This window comes from Clostridium sp. UBA6640 (assembly GCF_002455975.1).
Taxonomy (GTDB): Bacteria; Bacillota; Clostridia; order Clostridiales; family Clostridiaceae; genus Clostridium_J.
The window spans coordinates 1-18,340 of sequence record NZ_DKLM01000130.1 but is presented as its reverse complement, the minus strand read 5'-3'; the positions used below and the strand labels follow the sequence as shown (position 1 = coordinate 18,340).

20 protein-coding genes, 1 pseudogene and 1 riboswitch are annotated in these 18,340 nt (G+C 27.6%); of the genes and pseudogenes, 18 read left to right on the top strand and 3 right to left on the bottom strand.

The window, feature by feature from the left end; genetic code table 11:
- The first annotated feature begins 87 nt into the window (after positions 1–87).
- From B2W91_RS14185 to B2W91_RS14125, 13 genes and pseudogenes are all read left to right on the top strand, one after another.
- On the top strand, positions 88–651 hold the full coding sequence (locus B2W91_RS14185) for a GNAT family N-acetyltransferase (RefSeq protein ID WP_291582098.1): 564 nt from the start codon (positions 88–90) through the stop codon (positions 649–651).
- Positions 642–1,160 (top strand): annotated as a pseudogene (locus B2W91_RS14180) (GrpB family protein). Before B2W91_RS14185 ends, B2W91_RS14180 begins: the two are co-directional and overlap by 10 nt.
- Positions 1,161–1,241: 81 nt before the next feature.
- The gene (locus B2W91_RS14175; RefSeq protein WP_291582095.1) at positions 1,242–1,721 is read left to right on the top strand and encodes a GNAT family N-acetyltransferase; all 480 of its coding nucleotides are present in this window, start codon (positions 1,242–1,244) and stop codon (positions 1,719–1,721) included.
- A 48-nt stretch (positions 1,722–1,769) separates the two neighbouring features.
- Entirely contained in the window at positions 1,770–2,246 is a 477-nt protein-coding gene (gene coaD / locus B2W91_RS14170; protein WP_291582093.1) for a pantetheine-phosphate adenylyltransferase, read from the top strand.
- Positions 2,247–2,417: 171 nt separating this feature from the next.
- On the top strand, positions 2,418–3,371 hold the full coding sequence (locus B2W91_RS14165) for a phosphotransferase family protein (RefSeq protein WP_291582091.1): 954 nt from the start codon (positions 2,418–2,420) through the stop codon (positions 3,369–3,371).
- A gap of 43 nt (positions 3,372–3,414) precedes the next feature.
- A complete protein-coding gene (locus tag B2W91_RS14160) occupies positions 3,415–4,245 on the top strand; it encodes a class I SAM-dependent methyltransferase (protein ID WP_291582088.1) in 831 nt (276 codons plus the stop codon).
- A 342-nt stretch (positions 4,246–4,587) separates the two neighbouring features.
- Positions 4,588–5,001, top strand: coding sequence for a hypothetical protein (locus B2W91_RS14155; protein ID WP_291582085.1), 414 nt, complete (start codon positions 4,588–4,590; stop codon positions 4,999–5,001).
- Between the two features lie 330 nt (positions 5,002–5,331).
- Positions 5,332–7,308: a YgiQ family radical SAM protein gene (locus tag B2W91_RS14150; protein ID WP_291582081.1), complete on the top strand. Its 1,977-nt coding sequence runs from the start codon at positions 5,332–5,334 to the stop codon at positions 7,306–7,308.
- Positions 7,309–7,857: 549 nt separating this feature from the next.
- Complete coding sequence (locus B2W91_RS14145; RefSeq protein WP_291582078.1) at positions 7,858–8,616, top strand: alpha/beta hydrolase; 759 nt, start codon at positions 7,858–7,860, stop codon at positions 8,614–8,616.
- A gap of 13 nt (positions 8,617–8,629) precedes the next feature.
- Positions 8,630–9,106: a hypothetical protein gene (locus tag B2W91_RS14140; RefSeq protein WP_291582075.1), complete on the top strand. Its 477-nt coding sequence runs from the start codon at positions 8,630–8,632 to the stop codon at positions 9,104–9,106.
- An 81-nt stretch (positions 9,107–9,187) separates the two neighbouring features.
- The gene (locus tag B2W91_RS14135) at positions 9,188–10,348 is read left to right on the top strand and encodes a MerR family transcriptional regulator (protein WP_291582072.1); all 1,161 of its coding nucleotides are present in this window, start codon (positions 9,188–9,190) and stop codon (positions 10,346–10,348) included.
- Positions 10,349–10,430: 82 nt separating this feature from the next.
- On the top strand, positions 10,431–11,162 hold the full coding sequence (locus B2W91_RS14130) for a sugar phosphate isomerase/epimerase family protein (protein WP_291582070.1): 732 nt from the start codon (positions 10,431–10,433) through the stop codon (positions 11,160–11,162).
- 365 nt (positions 11,163–11,527) lie between these two features.
- Complete coding sequence (locus B2W91_RS14125) at positions 11,528–12,169, top strand: hypothetical protein (protein WP_291582067.1); 642 nt, start codon at positions 11,528–11,530, stop codon at positions 12,167–12,169.
- Between the two features lie 206 nt (positions 12,170–12,375).
- Here the strand turns inward: B2W91_RS14125 and B2W91_RS14120 are convergent, their stop codons facing one another.
- The gene (locus B2W91_RS14120; RefSeq protein ID WP_291582065.1) at positions 12,376–12,822 is read right to left on the bottom strand and encodes a carbohydrate-binding protein; all 447 of its coding nucleotides are present in this window, start codon (positions 12,820–12,822) and stop codon (positions 12,376–12,378) included.
- Between the two features lie 23 nt (positions 12,823–12,845).
- Positions 12,846–12,929: riboswitch (cyclic di-GMP riboswitch) on the bottom strand.
- 312 nt (positions 12,930–13,241) lie between these two features.
- Between B2W91_RS14120 and B2W91_RS14115 the strand changes: the two genes are divergently transcribed.
- The 5 genes from B2W91_RS14115 to B2W91_RS14095 all read left to right on the top strand — a co-directional run bounded on the left by B2W91_RS14115 (position 13,242) and on the right by B2W91_RS14095 (position 17,524).
- The gene (locus B2W91_RS14115) at positions 13,242–13,739 is read left to right on the top strand and encodes an HIT family protein (RefSeq protein ID WP_291582062.1); all 498 of its coding nucleotides are present in this window, start codon (positions 13,242–13,244) and stop codon (positions 13,737–13,739) included.
- A gap of 27 nt (positions 13,740–13,766) precedes the next feature.
- Positions 13,767–13,997 carry a DUF2164 domain-containing protein gene (locus B2W91_RS14110; RefSeq protein ID WP_291582060.1) on the top strand — a complete coding sequence of 77 codons (231 nt, stop codon included), beginning with the start codon at positions 13,767–13,769 and terminating at the stop codon, positions 13,995–13,997.
- Positions 13,998–14,267: 270 nt separating this feature from the next.
- Positions 14,268–15,524, top strand: a complete 1,257-nt coding sequence (locus tag B2W91_RS14105; RefSeq protein ID WP_291582057.1) for a hypothetical protein — start codon at positions 14,268–14,270, stop codon at positions 15,522–15,524.
- 190 nt (positions 15,525–15,714) lie between these two features.
- Entirely contained in the window at positions 15,715–16,986 is a 1,272-nt protein-coding gene (locus tag B2W91_RS14100) for a hypothetical protein (protein WP_291582054.1), read from the top strand.
- Between the two features lie 76 nt (positions 16,987–17,062).
- Entirely contained in the window at positions 17,063–17,524 is a 462-nt protein-coding gene (locus B2W91_RS14095; RefSeq protein ID WP_291582051.1) for a cupin domain-containing protein, read from the top strand.
- Between the two features lie 199 nt (positions 17,525–17,723).
- Here the strand turns inward: B2W91_RS14095 and B2W91_RS14090 are convergent, their stop codons facing one another.
- Both B2W91_RS14090 and B2W91_RS14085 read right to left on the bottom strand, forming a co-directional pair.
- The gene (locus B2W91_RS14090; RefSeq protein WP_291582049.1) at positions 17,724–17,972 is read right to left on the bottom strand and encodes a spore coat protein; all 249 of its coding nucleotides are present in this window, start codon (positions 17,970–17,972) and stop codon (positions 17,724–17,726) included.
- 12 nt (positions 17,973–17,984) lie between these two features.
- Positions 17,985–18,170 carry a hypothetical protein gene (locus B2W91_RS14085; RefSeq protein WP_291582047.1) on the bottom strand — a complete coding sequence of 62 codons (186 nt, stop codon included), beginning with the start codon at positions 18,168–18,170 and terminating at the stop codon, positions 17,985–17,987.
- Between the last annotated feature and the right edge of the window lie 170 nt (positions 18,171–18,340).

The following is an 18,340-nucleotide window of genomic DNA, read 5'->3' as shown; positions in this document are numbered from 1 at the left end:
ATAAGTTGAATTTTCATTAAGGAACCCTATATTAGGGCAGTGATATAATAGATATACAAAGTTTTATAACTGTTGGAGGAATATAGAATGAGAGATTTTTTTCTTACTACAGCAAGATTAGGATTTTCAGTGTGGAGTGAAGAAGACTTAAATGATGCTTTAGAACTTTGGGGAAATGCTAAGGTAACAAAATTAATTGTTGCAGATGGTGAAATGTCAGAAAAACAAGTTTATGAGAGACTAAAAACAGAGATAGAAATGTATAAAAACTATAATATTCAATATTGGCCAATATACCTTAAAGAAACTAATGAAAATGTAGGCTGTTGTGGATTGAGACCCTATGATTATGAAAATAAGATTTTTGAGATAGGCATACATTTAAAGGATAATTATTGGGGAGCTGGCATTGCTTCAGAAGCATGCATTGCTGTAATTAAATATGCATTTACTAATCTTAATGCTAAGGCAATTTTTGCTGGCCACAATCCTAAAAATATTGCATCTGCTCAATTACTTAAAAAACTTGGATTTACTTATACACATGATGAATTTTATCCCCCAACAGGGCTCAGTCATCCTTCATATTTAATGACTGAGCAGGAATACAAAATTAAATATGTGATGGGAGGAAATAAATTATGGAAGTAGTTGTTGTTAATTATGACCAAGAATGGTCTTCGATGTATAATCAATAAGCAAAGAAGATAAAGGATATACTTGAAAAGGAATTAATAGAAATTCATCATATCGGAAGTACTTCAGTGGAAGATTTAAAGGCTAAACCAATCATTGATATTATGCCAGTGGTACGTGACATTGAAAAAGTAGATCAATATAACGATAAATTTAAAGAATTAGGATACGAACCTATGGGGGAATATGGGATTATAGGTAGACGATACTTTAGAAAAGGTTTAGAAAATAGAACACATCATGTTCATGTATTTGATGTTAATAATGTTTGTGATATTGAAAGGCATCTTGCAGTTAGGGATTATCTAAGAGCTCATCCAAAAGACTTATATGAGTATGGAGAGCTTAAGCAAGAACTTGCAAATAAATATCCATCGGATATTGAAGCATACTGTTTAGGTAAGGATTCATTCGTAAAAAATTTGGAAAGAAAAGCAATTGATTGGTATCATAAATCAAAATAAGCATGATTTTTAGTTAATTATAAGACGCATATTAAATTTATATATGCGCTATTTTAGTATAAGAAAGACGGTGAAAATAAAATGAATCTGAAGTTGAAAAAAGCTACTCAAAAAGATGCTGAAGAATTATTTGATCTACAAGTTAAAACATTTATGCCTTTACTTGAAAAATATCAAGACTATGAAACAAGTCCTGCAAATGAAACTCTTGAAAAAACTATAAGTAGGATTAGCTACAAATTAGGTGATTATTATAAGATAATCTTTAATAACATGGTTGCAGGTGGAATTCGAGTTATGTGGTGGGAAGACACAACAAGATATAAACTAGGTCCAATATTTATTACACCAGAATTCCAAGGAAAAGGTATTGCACAGCAAGCAATGAACATGGTTGAGGAACTATATCCACAAGCTACAACTTGGGAGCTTGATACAATTTTACAGGAAAAGAGAAATTGCTATTTATATGAGAAAATGGGTTATTGCCAAGGTGAAGAAAGAAAAATAATAAATGATAAAATGACAATAGTATTTTATAAAAAGCATGTATTAAACTGAGCAAATTCAAATTATAATGAGTAATAAAATTAAGGAGGGAGAAATAATTTGGCAAAAGCTATATATGCAGGCACTTTTGATCGTTTTACAATTGGACATCTCAATGTACTAATAGAAGCAACATCTTTATTTGATAAGGTAATTGTTGCAATTGCTGATAATCCTGATAAAAATCGCAGAATTAATTCTAATATAATGCTCCAAGCTATACGACAGACAGTTTTAGATCTACCTTATAGTAATAAAATTGTTGCTTTAAATTTTCATGGATTAATTGCAGATTTGGCAAATAAAGAAGGCGTAGAATATCTTATTCGTGGAATTCGTAATGGAATTGATTATGAGTATGAAGAAAATTTAGCAAAAATTAATGAATCCTTTGGACTTAAAACTATATATATTAGAGCAGGGAGTTTAAGTCATGTAAGTTCTTCTATGGTTATGGAGCTTTACAGGTATAATAAAGAAATATCTTCTTATGTGCCAAAGCCAGTATTAAAAGCAATAAAGCTAGATGAAGCATAGGGACGGTTCATTAGAAATAGTAAAAATATAAGAGTCATAAATATTATATTATCAAAGAATATTAAAGCCAAACATAAAAGATGATATTTAAACAGGAAAGATTATGTCACCTTTAAATGAGGGGTTTTGAGGTTTATTTTAAAGCATTTAATAGTTGGAGTGTGATGGAATATGGATTGTAAGCTAGAGAGAATTATTCCATTTTATAAAATAGATAAAAAAATCGTTGATCATCTTTTTTATCTTTTTGATAGAAATTTAGTGGTGGAAAGTATTACACCACTATTAGAAGGCTGTAGGAATACAAATTATGTTGTACGTATAAAGAATAATGCTTCAGTGTTTTTGCTTAGGATATTTCCTATTAATGATGAATCATGGAAAAAAGAAAAGAAGTTATTAACTCTATTAAAGAATGAAATACCAGTACAGAAATTATATTTTTTATCTCAAGATGAATCCATTGAATTAAGAACTTTTGCTATTTATGAATTTGCTCAGGGAATAACCCTGCAAAGTGCTATGAATTCTGGATATGTTCTAGAAGAGAACTTAATTAAGGATATTGGAAAGACAATGGCATCAATTCATAATCATGTTTATACAAAAGTTGGGTTCTTAGATGATAATTTAGAAGTGAAAAGTTTTTTACCTCCTTTAGAAACATGGTATGGAATGTTTTTAGGTGAAAATGCAAGAAGTCGTTTAGGAGCTGAAGCGGTAAAAAATATAGAAAAATTGATATTATCAAACAAAGAAAGTTTAGAACAGATGGGTAAACAAGTTTCTTTGGTTCATGGAGATTTTAGGCCAACTAACATTTTAGTTTATAATGGAAAATTGAGCTGTATTTTGGACTGGGAGTTTGTCATGGCTGGTCATCCAATATCTGATATAGGCCAATTTTTTAGAGAAGAGCAATATTTAGATAAAAATTTAATATCAGTATTTGAAAAAAGTTATTCGGAGATATCTAAGATAAAGCTTTCAGATAATTGGTATAAACTCGGAAAGTTAAGGGATTTAGTAAATTTAATTCAAATGATTAATGGAGAAAATGACTTACCAGAAAAACATAAGAATTTTAAAAAGCTTATAATATCTACTTTGCAAAATTACTATTAAGATTAATGATATTTGTGAAACAAAATGAGAGGGTAAATAAAATATGAATAAAGAAAAACAAAAATTTATAGAAGTATGCGATAAAGTTGCACCTACCTTCGGAAAGATTGGACCTGATTATTGGAATCAATTTGGAAATAGATTAGTTGAACTTTCAGGCATTAATAAAGGTGCAAAGGTATTAGATATTGGTACGGGCAGGGGAGCTTCGTTGTTTGCTGCGATACATAAAATAGGGGGAAATGGACATGCTGTAGGCATAGATATTTCAGAAGTTATGGTCAATGAAACATATAAAGATATCCTAAAGAAAAATATAAAAAATGTAGAAGTAATACAGATGAATGCAGAAAGCTTAGATTTTGATAATGATTTTTTTGATAATGTCATTTGTGGATTTGGCATTGGATATCTTTTATTTAGTGATAATAAATTAAATGATGTACTAAGAGTATTAAAAAAAGATGGACAAGTTGGATTTAGCATATGGGGAGTACAAGAAGATCAAAAATGGCTGACAGAAATAGTTAATAAATATTTGAATACAGGTTCAACTAGTGAAAATAGTAATAAAAAATCAAATATTCCACAGTTTAATACATTAAATGGTGCTAAAAAGACATTAGAAGATTCAGGTTTTAGAAATGTAAAAATTTATGAGGAAGATGCAGATGTCATTTATAAAAGCAAAGAAGAATGGTGGCAAGAAATGTGGTCTAATGCAGTAAGAACAATATTTGAAAGAGTAGAAGAACTTGGTGAGAATAAGGTTGAAGAATTTAAAATAGATGTATTTAATGGACTTGAAAAATTTAGAAAGATAGATGGATTTCATTTTAATATGCCAGTAATATATGCTTTTGGCGAAAAATAATTCTTTAAGCTAGACAATACTATAAAAATAATTGGGATAAAATAAGAGAGTATATGGCAAGATATAAAGAATGTTTAATAATTCTATATAATATAAGGCATCTTCAAAAGATGCATAGGGCTAGTTAGTATGCTAGTTTGTTTTTCATGATATTCTGCCATAAGAGCTCGCACATAGCCATGCTATGAGTGGAAATTGTTTCATTACTTGGTATAAAATATTTATTCCATATTTAAGTAATTATTTTATTTTCATACTTAAATAATAAAGCTGTTAGCCATAAGGTATTAATGATATAATTAATAAATGATTAAATAAAAAAACGTAAAGTGAGAAAATTAAATGAGAAATGCAAAATTAGAGAAAACAATAATTAAAATAGATAATGACATTGCAGCGATGAATATAGCTAAAAGGTACTTATCAAATTTAGACGAAATTAATACTGTAAAAGATGATTTAAATAAGAAAAGGCAGCTATTAGCTAATGAGCTGTATTATGAAGATCATAAAGCTTATGGAGAGTGCTGTGAAGTTATATCAGAAATGTTAGATGAAGATCTAGGTAAAAATGAGCAAATAGAATTGCTTGAAATTATAAAAGATAAATTTGGAAGACAATCACCAAATGTAAGCAAAAGAACCAATGGTCTTAATGCATGGCTTAAAGAACTTGATATTGAATATCATTGGATTGACAATGGTGAAGATGATTGGGCGACATTAGTTATAACAGGATTTGGATTACATCAGTAAGTATAGTTATATATGAGAAAATAAAGTGCTTATATAATATAAAACTATATCTTTAAGGCTAGTATTCGCCTTTACGGATGAAACTCATTATACTAAGGTGTAATAGGTTTGCTTTATGGCAACAAAATTTAAAATTGCAAAGGCTTTTGCAGTAACTTTTACGACAACAAAGGTATGCTAATTTGATAGTTTAGCATATCTTTTTATATTTTATTTTTCAGAAACTTAATTAGGCATATGAAAAAATTAACATGAGGAATCCTTAGTAAAAACCAAAAAATTAATGGTATAATCTATTTTAGATTAACAAGAGATGAGCAGGTGGAACGAATGAAAAATACATTTTTACCAATTAGTAAAGAAGATATGAAAAGCAGAGGATGGGAAGAATTAGATTTTGTTTTAGTTACAGGGGATGCATATATAGATCATCATAGTTTTGGAACTGCAATTATTTCTAGAATTTTAGAAAATGCAGGCTATAAAGTAGGGATAATAGCTCAACCAGATTGGAAAAGCGCTGATGACTTCAAAAGGTTAGGCAGGCCTAGATTGGGCTTTTTAGTGAATGCAGGTAATATGGATTCCATGGTTAACCATTACACTGTAAGTAAAAAGCTAAGAGATAAAGATTTTTATTCTCCTGGTGGAAAGATGGGATTAAGACCAGATAGAGCAACAATTGTTTATTGTAATAAAATTAGAGAAGCATATAAAAATGTCACTATTATAATTGGTGGTGTAGAAGCAAGTCTTAGAAGATTTGCTCATTATGATTATTGGAGTGATAAGGTAAGAAAATCTATGCTTATTGATAGTGGGGCAGACCTTTTAGTATATGGAATGGGTGAAAAGCAAATTGTTGAAATTGCTAACAATTTAAATGATGGTTTGGAGGCTAAGTATATCACACATGTTCCAGGTACCTGTTATGTAGCAGAAGACTTAGAAAACATAAGTGATTATATTGAAATACCTTCATATAAAGAAGTTTGCGCAGATAAGAAAAAGCATGCAGAAGCTTTTAAGGTACAATATGAGGAGCAGGACTCAATTAGGGGGAAGACTATAGTACAAAAACATGCAAATAAATATTTGGTACAAAATAAACCCGAGATAATATTAAATAGAGAAGAATTAGATAAAGTATATTCTCTTCCTTATGAAAAAAGTTATCATCCAATTTATGAAGAACAAGGCGGGATAGCTGCTATAGATGAAGTTAAATTTAGTATAGTTAGCTCAAGAGGATGTTATGGGAACTGTTCTTTTTGTGCTATAACTTTTCATCAAGGAAGAATTGTACAAAGTAGAAGTGAAGATTCAATATTAGAAGAGGCAAAAGAAATTACAAATCTTAAAGATTTTAAAGGGTATATTCATGATGTTGGAGGACCAACTGCAAACTTTAGAGGTCCTGCTTGTAAAAAGCAATTAAAGTTTGGAGCTTGTAAAGATAAACAGTGTTTATATCCAAACCCATGTAAAAACATGGATGTAGATCATAGTGAATACCTGCAATTACTTAGAAAGGTAAGAAGTTTACCTAAGATTAAAAAAGTATTTGTACGTTCAGGATTAAGATATGATTACATAATGGCAGATAAAAATGATAAATTTTTTAAAGAACTTATAGAACATCACGTAAGTGGTCAATTAAAAGTTGCTCCAGAACATGTATCAGCTAATGTTTTAAAATATATGGGAAAACCAGCTGGAAAAACCTATGACAAATTTAGAGAGAAGTTCTTTAAAATAAATGAAAAGCTAGGTAAAAAACAATACATAATACCATATTTAATGTCAAGCCATCCAGGAAGTACTTTAGATTCAGCAATAGAATTAGCTGAGTATTTGAGAGATATCAATTATCAACCAGAGCAGGTTCAAGATTTCTATCCAACTCCTGGAACATTATCAACAGTTATGTTTTACACAGGACTTGACCCATTAACTATGGAAGAGGTTTATGTTCCTAAAACTAGACATGAAAAAGCTATGCAAAGAGCACTACTTCAATTCAGAAATCCTAAGCATTACAATTTAGTGCATGAGGCATTAACTGAAGCAGGAAGAACAGATTTAATTGGATATGGACCAAAATGCTTAATTAGGCCTAAAGGTAGCAAAAATGATAAAGAACATAATAAAAATAAGAAAATAGGTACATATAAATCTAAGGCTAAAGATAAACCTAACACAAAGGAAAATAATCGAAAAGAAAGTAATAAAAGATTGAAACAAAGTAATCCAAAAGCTAGAGTTAAAGGTAATAATAAAAACAGTGGAAAAAATAGAAGACGATAATATGCATAGATAAATTGCCTTAAAACTTAATGTATATATCTATGGTATTTTAATTCACAATGCAAAATGCACAATTAAGGTGGAAATTANNGTTCCCCTGAGGTGCAGTATAGGTCGGAACAATACTAATAAATTTAACTAATACTATGGAGAGGCTACATTTGCTAGTGTTTTATTGTAGATGCGAATAGTGTTCGCCAGTCCTTTTTAATAGGATAATAATTGTTAACTGTGAATTCAATAATTTTAATTAGCGTGACAGCAGTCACGCTTTTTTTATGCAATAAAAAAGGATATTATGGTTTAACATGGAAGATATTAAAAACTATGTTTGTAATTGGGGGACGGTTCATTAAATTTAAAAGGTTATACAGGGAGAAATATTAAGAAGTATTTTAAGCATCTTCAAAAAAATACTAATCTATTTTTCGCCATACCGCGTAGACAGAGCTAAACTATGAGCGAAACCTGTTTTCTTATCTGGCATAAAATAGACGTCGTCTCTTTGGCTAGTTATTTTATTTCAGATACTTTAAAAGGGGGATAAATATGGAAAGAATAACTTTTATTAATTCAAGAAATTTAAAATTAGTAGGGAATCTTTTTCCTACAGATTCTAAGTCAATAATTATATTTGCTCATGGCTTTATTTCTGACAAGTGTTCAAAGGGAAGATTTCCTAGACTTGCAGAAGCTCTTAATCAATGTGGATATAATGTTTTGACATTTGACTTTTGTGGATGTGGGGAAAGCGATGACGATAGCATAACTGTTTCTAAAGAAATAGATGATTTGAACTCTGCAATCAAATTTGTAAAGTCATTAGGGTATAAAAAAATAGGACTTTATGGGCATAGTCTTGGAAGTCTTATTTGCTCAAATTGTTGCAGCTTAGATATAGATGCAATGGTTTTATCAGGAGCTTTAACTGGCCCAATGAAATATAATTGGAGCGAGCATTTTACAGAGGAACAAATTAAAGAATTAAATGAAAAAGGATATATCACTGAAAATATAGCTGAAGGAATAAGAAAACAAGTAATAATTGATAAACAAATGCTTATGGACTTTGAATTAACAAATCAAAGTGAACTTATGAAGAATATTTATTGTCCTATTTTGATAATACATGGTAATAATGATGAAGAAGAAAAGCTTCTTTATGAGAATTCTAAAAAAGCAATGGACCTGCTTCCTAAGGATAGTAGATTAGAAGTTATTGATGGTGCTGATCATAGTTTTCTCGAATATTATGATACTTTAATCAATCTTACTAGGGATTGGTTCTTAAATCATTTAGAAAATTAAGAGAGGGATTTTTATGAGCTGTAAAAATAAATCTAAATATATATTAATAATATTAATACCTTTAATAATTGGGATTATTATAAACAGAGTTAGTTTCATTTTGCAAATATATTCTATGGTCCCATGGATATTTGTTATTGCTTTTATTGTATTTTGGTTTTGGGCTGGAAAAGTATTTGCAAGGGCGAAACAGAATAAAGTAAAAAGCTTTTTAATGGGTAATAGTTTGTGGGCGATATCATTTCTCTTTTATATCTGGCAATTTATATTATTAGATGATACAAATAAAAATCTTATAATAGCAGGAATATCTCAAAATTATATGATACTTATAGTACCTATAGCAACAAAAATAATGATGATGTTTACTGATACAATTGATGGAAATATTATTTTAATAGTATCTTACATTCTTATGATTATAATTTTTTCTATAGGATTTATTTTTGAATCTGTAAAGAAAAATTATAGTTTACAGGCTAAATTATAATAAAGTTAATATAGTGTATTTTAAAAGGTTGACTCCAACCTAAGGTAGGAGCTTAGAATGACTATGAGGGGAGGTAATATCTTGAAAATCGGTGAGTTTGCTAAAAGAGCAGGGGTAACTGCAAAAACATTACTTCATTATGAGAAAATCGGATTATTAAAAGCATCATATAAAACTAGCTCTGGATATAGGATTTATTGTGAAGAAGATTTTTTGAAACTTCAGCAAATTATTACTTTAAAATTTATTGGATTATCTTTAAATGAGATAAAAGAAATTTTATATAAAAGAGAAGAAAATTTAGAAAGTATAATTAGTGCTCAAAAAAATGCTTTAGAAGAAAAGAAAAAACATCTAGAATCAGTTATAACTGTTTTTGATAAAGCAGAAAATCAAATAAAAGAAAATGGATTTTTAGAAGTTGAGAAGCTTATTGATATTATCAAGATAACTAATATGGAAGGTAAAGTAAAAGAACAGTATAAAAGTGCTGAGAATTTTAATTTAAGAACTAAGCTTCATAGTTATAATACCAATAAAACAGATTGGAATAATTGGTGTTTTAATCAAATGAAAGTTCCAAGTAAAGCAAGAATATTAGAATTAGGTTGTGGCACTGGTGAACTTTGGATTAAGAATAAAGATAATGTAAATAGCGAATGGAATGTTACTTTATCTGATTTTTCTAGTTCAATGCTAGAAAGTACAAAAGAAAGATTACAAAGCGTAGGACAAAATTTTTTATATAAGGAAATTGATGCACAAAATATTCCCTATGAAGATGAAAGCATTGATGTAGTAATTGCAAGACATATGATTTATCTTGTTCCAGATATAGAAAAAGCTCTATTAGAAATAAAAAGAGTTCTTGTTAAAGATGGGACATTTTATGTCACCGCCAATTCTTGTGAAGCTATGAGTGAGTTAAATAACCTCATAGAAAAATTTGATCCTACCTTAGGGCTTCATAATAATGGAATGTGTTATAGATTCCAACTTGAAAATGGACAAGCATTACTAAAAAAATATTTTAGTGAAGTTAAGATTGAAGTCTTAGAAGGAAAGATTGTTACATCTGATGTTGATGCTATTGTTTCCTATAAAGCTTCTAGTATAAAAGGAACCTCTGTACTTGTAGGAAAAAAGAAAGATGATTTTAGAAAATATATAGATGATTACATTAAGAAAAATGGAGATATATCCATAACTACAAAAGCCTGTATATTTGAAGTGAAGAAATAGATGTGGGACGGTTCATTCTTTTTCAGTAATTAAAAATATTTATATATTTTGATGAATCGTCCCCAAGAGATAGGAGAATACTATGATTTACTATGGAAGAAGCATAAGATGGTTTAATGATTATGATAAAGAAGTAAAGTTTTCAATTGATAATGGTTTTGATTTTATGCAGATTTGGTATATGAAAGGCGATATTTTAATAGATAAAATTGAAGGTGATAAAGGAAATGTTATAAAAGAGCATGGATTTCCTGTTATAATTCACGCTGTGTTAGATATTAATGAATTTGAGGAACATGTACCAAAAATTTTAGATATTTTAAATTATTTTTCACATAAAGAAGTAATAATACATCCTATATGTGAGAGTGAGGAAATAAATAGTAGTACAATTTTTAAACTTGCAGAAAAAATTTCGCATGCAAATGAAGCATTTTTAAAAGCAGGCATAACTCTATATGTGGAAAACAATAGTAAGTTAGATCCTATTTTTTATAAAACTGAGGAAATAAATATTATGTTTTCAAAAAATCCAAATGTAGAACTACTATTAGATATAGCCCATATAGATAGTTATGACCATCTTAAAAATATAATTCAAATTAAAAAACCAAAAATACTTCATATTGCAGATAAAAGCTTTGATGCCATTCATGAACATTTGCCAGTTGGTAATGGAGAAATAGATTTCAAGTATATCTTTGAGAAAATACTTAAAGATTTTGATGGTAAGATAATATTCGAAGTTGTAGATGAAGATGAAGTAATAATAAATTCTAAGAATATAATTAAAAAAATTATTGAAGAAAATTAAATATAAATAAGGGACGGTTCATTCTTTTTAGCAATTAAAAAAGTATTTAGATATATTTTAATGAACCGTCCCCAGAATACTTGAATTAAAAATTAAGAATTAAGGATGAATAATTATGGTTAAAACTCCAAGGTCAAAGCCCTTGGAGTTTTCTTAAAATAAATTTTATTTTAAGAAATCCACCTTTAGTGAACTTTTTCCTTAATTCTTCGCTCTTAATTATCAATCCTTAATTTTTAAGAGGTTAAACTATTTTCTAGAGTATATTTTAAGTTTTACATCGTATCCTAATACTAAAGTCTCTTAAGAATTCTATATCCTAATTGTGATATAATGAAAACAAAAAAAGGATGGTACATTTAAATATGGATATTAATGATAAAACTCAATTAGAGATAAATAAAAACCTAGAGGGGTTAGGGGCAAAGGAAATTTGGGAAGTACTATATAATAAAGAATTAAATTGTAAGAAGAATATATTAGAGTATATTAGTATTACAAAAGTACTTAAGGCAGGCAATATAACAAGTGAGCAAATACAAGATACATATGTATTAATTTATAATAGTATAGATGAAATGAAAGATGTTATTAAACCTAATACAATCATGTATTTAAAGAATCAACTAAAAGCCCAATTAGGAAAGTATGTTAAGGAGAAAGATCCACAGCCTATTAACCACTTTATAGAATTTTTTAAAAAGGCATATCCAGCAAATTATAGAAGAAAAGATTTTACATGGGTCCTTATGGATATTAATAAAATTGCAGAGGAACAAATTTGGACTACATTAATTTATATTAATGGATTGTGTTTAAAAGATAATTACAGACTTAATAAAGAGCAAAAAGAAGACATTATAAAAATGGTGGAATTGTTAGTTAAGAAAAACAACATTAAATATATTAATCAAGTTAAGAGTTTATCTGAGTTACTTAATATTTTAAACATAAAAATAATAACTATAGATGAAGGCTTTAAAGTTAAGTCACTTTCAAAAAAATAACTAGTCAGTATAATAAATTTAAAGAGAAAAGTTAAGTATCATACACTTAAGGTTTAAGGATTGAGCAATATAAGCTTAATCTTTTTTATCTTTTGATATAAAAAAATTCCTCTATTTGAGGAATTTTTAATAAGCTAATATTTATTTAATTATTCTTAAGTTTAATAATTAAAGATTTCTATAATAATCTAGCCACATATATAGGACTAGATTTCTCCTATAAGGTTCCATACATACTTTGTTGATGGAGATAATCTAGAGTGGTCTACTATACACTCATAAATTTTACCTTCATGTGTAACTCTATCACCAACATAGTACTTAGTATTTCTTTTCCATTCAGGTAACTTATCTTCTCCTATAAGTTTCCACACATATTTTGTTGATGGAGATAATCTAGAGTGATCTACTATACATTCATAAATTTTACCTTCATGTGTAACTTTGTCTCCTACATAATATCTAGTATTTTTTGTCCATTCAGGTATAGAAGTTCTATTTTCTTCTACTGAATTTACAACTATGTCAACTTGTAATTTATCAGTAAGTGTTTTGTTATTCTCTTGTACAGATGCATTTGCAGTTACATTAATAGTTCCGGCTAAAAGTAATGTCATAATTGTTACTAATGAATAAGTTCTTTTTGATTTCATAAAGAATTCCCCCTAATAATGCGATTTTTAGAAGCCGGTTGCATCAGTAACTTCATATGCTCTAGATGCCCATATACAGAACACACTTCAAAGTTTCTTCTAAATTTAACCAAATTAATAATATCATTTCCAAAACATCTTGTCAATAAAAAACCATAAAAGGGATATATATGAATAAAGCTATAAAAATTAACAAATATGAGATATTTCCCAACGAAAATTCTTTTTACAGCAACAATTAAAAAATCGGTTAGTTATTATGATTATTTATCTCTATATGAAAAAAGGTTATCAATATTTTTAGTAGAATATATTTACAATATATCAATAATTTAGATATAAATGAATTGTATAATTTTATATTGATTTATTATATGGTTAAGTATTATCTAATATGAATTTATAAGGAGAGCTTTATTATGATTAAAGATATTTTAAATAAAGAGTGGCAATGTAAATGCATTGGTTGTTCTATTGCACTAGGAGAAATAATACCGCCAGGTGGAATAATAGCTGAAACTAATAATTTTATTCTTCACCAAGACCCAGAAATTCCTATAAAAGCTTTTTTAATTATTGCTTCAAAAAAACATATAAAATCAATATCACAGCTTACTTATGAGGAGTCCCAAGAATTATTTGATTTAGTATATAAGGCAAGAATAGCATTAAAAGGTATAGAAGATATTAAGGAAATAAGCATAATTCAAGAAGAGAGATCAGGACATTTCCACATATGGCTTTTACCTAGATATGAATGGATGAATGATAAATTTGAAAATTCATTATCGGCTGCTAGGGATATAATGAATTATACAAGAAATAATCATAAAACAGAAAAAAATATTTCAGAAATTTTAGAAACAGTAGATTTAATAAAAGGTTCTTTAAAATGCTTAAAGCAATATAATAAGTAACACTGAAATATTGAGGAGGATAAAACCATGAACAGTAAAATTAAAGTAAGTAAAGAAAAAAGAGAAGAAATGATATCTAAAATTAAAAATTATTTTTTAGAAGAAAGAGAAGAAGAATTAGGAGATTTAGCCTGTGGAATGATTTTAGATTTTATCGTAGAAGAGCTATCAAGTGAATTTTATAACCAAGGAGTCTATGATTCGTATAAGTTTATGAATGATAGAATAGAGGATTTACTAGAGATACAAACATATTAAAGCAATTCACAATGCACAATTCAAAATTCACAATTCACAATTAAGGTTGAAATTAGTTTTGATCAAACTAATTTCTTTAATAGATTTTTGTAGTTGCAAAGATTATTTGAAATATCAAATATCTAATAATGGGAATGGGCTTGGGTTTTCTGGAGAACACTGTTCTCCCCTACAGTTAATCAATTCTAAATTTTGCAGCTATTGCTGAGAAATTTCCATAATCGTGAATTGTGCATTGTGAACTATGAATTAAATAAGGGGGTTATAGATATGAAAAGAAGAGTAGTATTATTAATTATTGCAATTATTATGATATTTAATTTTACATCTTGTGCTAATTCTGATAAAAGCGAGAATGATGAAGTATCTTTAAAACAATATTATAAGTATTTGGATAAAAATAACGTTCAAATTGATTTAGAAGATAATGAAGATTATTCATCTTTAAAATTATTAAAAGATGATCTTAAAAATAATGAATTATTTTTAATAGGAGAAGTTCATGATATTAAAGATAATGCAAAGGTATTTATAAAATTCTTAAAATATTTAAAACAGGAGACTAATTTTAAATATTTGGTAGAGGAGGATGAATATTTATATTCAATTTATAAAAATAAATATCTACAAACAGGTGATGAAAATTATTTAAATAAATTTGTAAATAAAAAAAGACGACCTGAAAAATATGAAATGTGGAAAGAAATATATAGATATAATAAAACATTGAAAGATGAGGATAAAATACAAGTTGTAGCTATAGGTATTGATGGATTTGGAACTGAATCATATTTAATAGATATGTTAAAAGATAAAAAATATGAGGAAGTTGAAGAAGACTTAAGTATTCTTAAAGAGCTATATGAAATTATGAATTTAGATGAAAATACTCCCGTTGAAGAATTGAAAAAACAATTTGATAAATACAAAAATAAACTGCCAGTGTTAACAGATAAAATATATAAAAATAAAAATCTATATGAGGATATATTAAAAGAGGAAGCTTTTGATTTCTTTATGTTAATAGATAATTTAAAAAATACTATAGAGGTATGGGAAGGTGACTCATTTGATGATGATTTAGCTCATATGAAAAGAGAAGAAAAATTGTATGAAAATTTTGAAAAAATCTATAACCATTATCCAAAAGGAAAATATTTTGGACAATTTGGTCTAAGCCATATTTATAAAGAGGAAACTACAAATAGAGTATGGCTAGCAGAGGATATTAATGAAAAAATTCCAGAGCTAAAAGATAAAATTCTATCTATAGCATTATTTTATAAAAATTCTTATTCTGCAAGAGCAGAAGACATTCTATCTACCTATAATGACAATGAAGTTTTAGATAAATATTTAAAGTCAAATCATACTTTAATTAAGTTAAATGGTAAAAACTCACCATTTTCTAAAGTATTATATACAGATTTTATTTCTGAAATTGTGTTTGCTCAAAATGGATACCATAAAAGTGGAGTAACAACAGATTATTTTGATTATGTGATGATAATTCAAGATTCAAAATAAACTATTTCTATAGACATCTTTAAGAAATAACTAGTTAATATACTCATCTATTTCTCATTTCTGACTGATTACTTTATTTCATATGTTTTATATTATCTTTTAACTTTAAAGAAATCATTAATAAAATATTAGTTTAAATTATTATTAGGAGAAATTCCATATTAAATGAATTTTAATAAGGGGGACTACTGTGAGAAAAACATTAAAAACAATATTAGTTATTTTTATATTTATTTTTATTATAAGTTTTTTTACTGTGAAAATTTTAAATAGTGAAGAAAATTTAGAAAAGAATATTGAAGTAGAAAATTTTTTAGAAAAAAATCATTCAGCTTTAGACTTAGAAGATAATGATGATTTCTCTTCTTTTCAATTATTAGACAACGACTTAAAGGATAAAGAAATATTTTTTACGGCGGAAAATCATGGAATAAAGGCCAACACAGAGTTAGAGCTAAAATTTTTAAAGTATTTTAAAGAAAAGGCAGATATTAATTATTATTTAATGGAGTTGTCATATAGTGACAGCTGTTTTTTAAATCAGTATTTGAAAACTGGAGATGAAAGTATATTAGAGGAAATGTACAAACCTCTTAAAGGTACTTTTGCATGGAATAAGCAGGGATATGAGCATTGGAAGAAGGTATATGAATATAATAAAACATTGCCTGATGATAAAAAAATTAAAATTGTAGGTATTGATATAGAACATCAGTCTGTAAATGCACTTAGATATATGAATTCAGTATTACCTAATAAAAAAGTACCAGATGAAATAAAAAGTGATATGGAAGAATTTAATAGCATAATTAACAGTGGATATTTAGATGAGAATAAAGCAGACGATAGATTATATAGATTTTGTTCAGAATTAAAAAATAGTATAGAAAAAAACAAAAATGTATATGAAAAATACTTAGAGGATAATTTTTTTGGATTTCAATTAGTAAATGAAAATATAATAAATAGAATAGATATAGTATCCTCAGAAGAAGATTTTGATAAAATTAGAGATGAAAAAATATACGAAAATTTTATTAAGGTTTATGATCACCTACCAAAAGGTAAGTATTATGGTCAATGGGGGCTAAATCATACCTTTCAAAGAGAGCAGGGAGGAGTTTCTTGGGTAGCTGCACATATGAATGGAAATAATTCTCCTGTAAAAGGTAAAGTATTATCAATAATTTATTTATATAAGAACTGTATGTATATGAATAGAGAAGACCATAGTAAAGAGCATATAGATTCCTACAAATCTGCTGATTTTAATAAATATTTTATGAAGCCTATAACTCTTTTTAAATTAAAGGGGGAAAACTCTCCTTTTGAAAATAGCTTAATATGGCCAATGAATCCATACCGTACTGGACCAATAGCTAAAGATGGAGTAACTACTGATTACTTTCAATATATAGTCGTAGTTGTAAATTCTACTCCAACAGAGCCTTTAGACAAATAATAATTTTAAAAGAATTAGAAACTATTGAAATGACAGAAAAGATAATAGACTTCTTAAATAAGAAAGGTAGTGTCTTATGAAAAATATATGCAATATGGATAATATACCAAATCAATATATTAGTAAGTTTCAAGGTGCTAAAACAATGTATGTAGGAAATGCTGTAGGTAGTGAAAAAATATATGTAAATATAGACTATATAGAACCAGGTTATAAAAGCACAAAATATCATCATCATTCAATGCAAGAAGAGTTTTTTGTTATAATGAGTGGGAAGGGAATCATAAGAATAAACGATGAAGAATTTGAAGTTAAATCTGGAGATGTAATTTCAAAGCCTGCTGGCAAAAATATTTCGCATCAATTTTTTAATAATAGTGAAGAAATATTGAAAATACTGGATATTGGAACTAAAGAAGAGGATGATGTTGCTATATATCCTGATGAAAATATCCTATACGTAAGAAATAAGGGTTTAGCTTTTAAAGTGGATGATGATATTATGTCTAAAGGGTGGACAACAGATCCAAATGAATAATTTATTATGTGAAAATCATAATTAGTAAACGGGGGGCTAGAAATGTTATTAGGATGTAGGAAACACTAATATTATGCGTATTAATCATAAAGGCAAAAGGTTATATATTGGATTAATGAAATAAAGGCAGGTATTCCTGCCTTTATAAAAGTTTTGAAGTAAAAATAATCTTTTGTTAATTTCTTTAGGATAATAGATATTAGCCCATAGTTAATTCAGATTTTACTGTGCTTATTTCTTCTTGTTTTGCTGGTTGAGCAGGTTTATAATATCCTTTTTCTTTAGCTGCTTGATAAATTTTGTATTGACGAGTTTCATCGCTATCTCTCATTTGTTGAAGTGTTTGTCTTAATTGTGGATTATCTGTTTCGGATATCATAGTAGCATATCCAGTTAAACTACTCTTAATCATGCTTAAATAATCATTCATTATATCTTTTTCTTGCATTTTTATACCCTCCTATCCTAAGAATCCCATTAATTTTTGTTTAGCAGCTCTTGCTTCTTGAGCATCAGTTTTTAGCATTTGGCTTAAATTTTGATCAGTACATTGATTAGCAAAATCATCAAGTTTATTTGCTATTGTTCCATGAGCGCCGATAAGATGGCGAAGATTTTGTAATTCCATTTGGTTTAAGTTTTGCATAAAATCACTCCTAACTTTTTATTTCAATCTTAGTATTACACATAGAATATATTTTATTCTTATAAATTAATTATTAATTACAATGTTGGAAGAGTAAGTATTTAAAGGGAATATAGCGATAGGGATACAATGTGAAAACTTAAAGGATACTCTGGAAAATAAATTTTCTA

Coding starts and splice junctions, on each gene's coding strand:
- B2W91_RS14185 (WP_291582098.1), top strand. CDS start 88: ATGAGAGATTTTTTTCTTACTACAGCAAGATTAGGATTTTCAGTGTGG.
- B2W91_RS14175 (WP_291582095.1), top strand. CDS start 1,242: ATGAATCTGAAGTTGAAAAAAGCTACTCAAAAAGATGCTGAAGAATTA.
- B2W91_RS14165 (WP_291582091.1), top strand. CDS start 2,418: ATGGATTGTAAGCTAGAGAGAATTATTCCATTTTATAAAATAGATAAA.
- B2W91_RS14160 (WP_291582088.1), top strand. CDS start 3,415: ATGAATAAAGAAAAACAAAAATTTATAGAAGTATGCGATAAAGTTGCA.
- B2W91_RS14155 (WP_291582085.1), top strand. CDS start 4,588: ATGAGAAATGCAAAATTAGAGAAAACAATAATTAAAATAGATAATGAC.
- B2W91_RS14150 (WP_291582081.1), top strand. CDS start 5,332: ATGAAAAATACATTTTTACCAATTAGTAAAGAAGATATGAAAAGCAGA.
- B2W91_RS14145 (WP_291582078.1), top strand. CDS start 7,858: ATGGAAAGAATAACTTTTATTAATTCAAGAAATTTAAAATTAGTAGGG.
- B2W91_RS14140 (WP_291582075.1), top strand. CDS start 8,630: ATGAGCTGTAAAAATAAATCTAAATATATATTAATAATATTAATACCT.
- B2W91_RS14130 (WP_291582070.1), top strand. CDS start 10,431: ATGATTTACTATGGAAGAAGCATAAGATGGTTTAATGATTATGATAAA.
- B2W91_RS14125 (WP_291582067.1), top strand. CDS start 11,528: ATGGATATTAATGATAAAACTCAATTAGAGATAAATAAAAACCTAGAG.
- B2W91_RS14120 (WP_291582065.1), bottom strand. CDS start 12,822: ATGAAATCAAAAAGAACTTATTCATTAGTAACAATTATGACATTACTT.
- B2W91_RS14115 (WP_291582062.1), top strand. CDS start 13,242: ATGATTAAAGATATTTTAAATAAAGAGTGGCAATGTAAATGCATTGGT.
- B2W91_RS14110 (WP_291582060.1), top strand. CDS start 13,767: ATGAACAGTAAAATTAAAGTAAGTAAAGAAAAAAGAGAAGAAATGATA.
- B2W91_RS14105 (WP_291582057.1), top strand. CDS start 14,268: ATGAAAAGAAGAGTAGTATTATTAATTATTGCAATTATTATGATATTT.
- B2W91_RS14095 (WP_291582051.1), top strand. CDS start 17,063: ATGAAAAATATATGCAATATGGATAATATACCAAATCAATATATTAGT.
- B2W91_RS14090 (WP_291582049.1), bottom strand. CDS start 17,972: ATGCAAGAAAAAGATATAATGAATGATTATTTAAGCATGATTAAGAGT.
- B2W91_RS14085 (WP_291582047.1), bottom strand. CDS start 18,170: ATGCAAAACTTAAACCAAATGGAATTACAAAATCTTCGCCATCTTATC.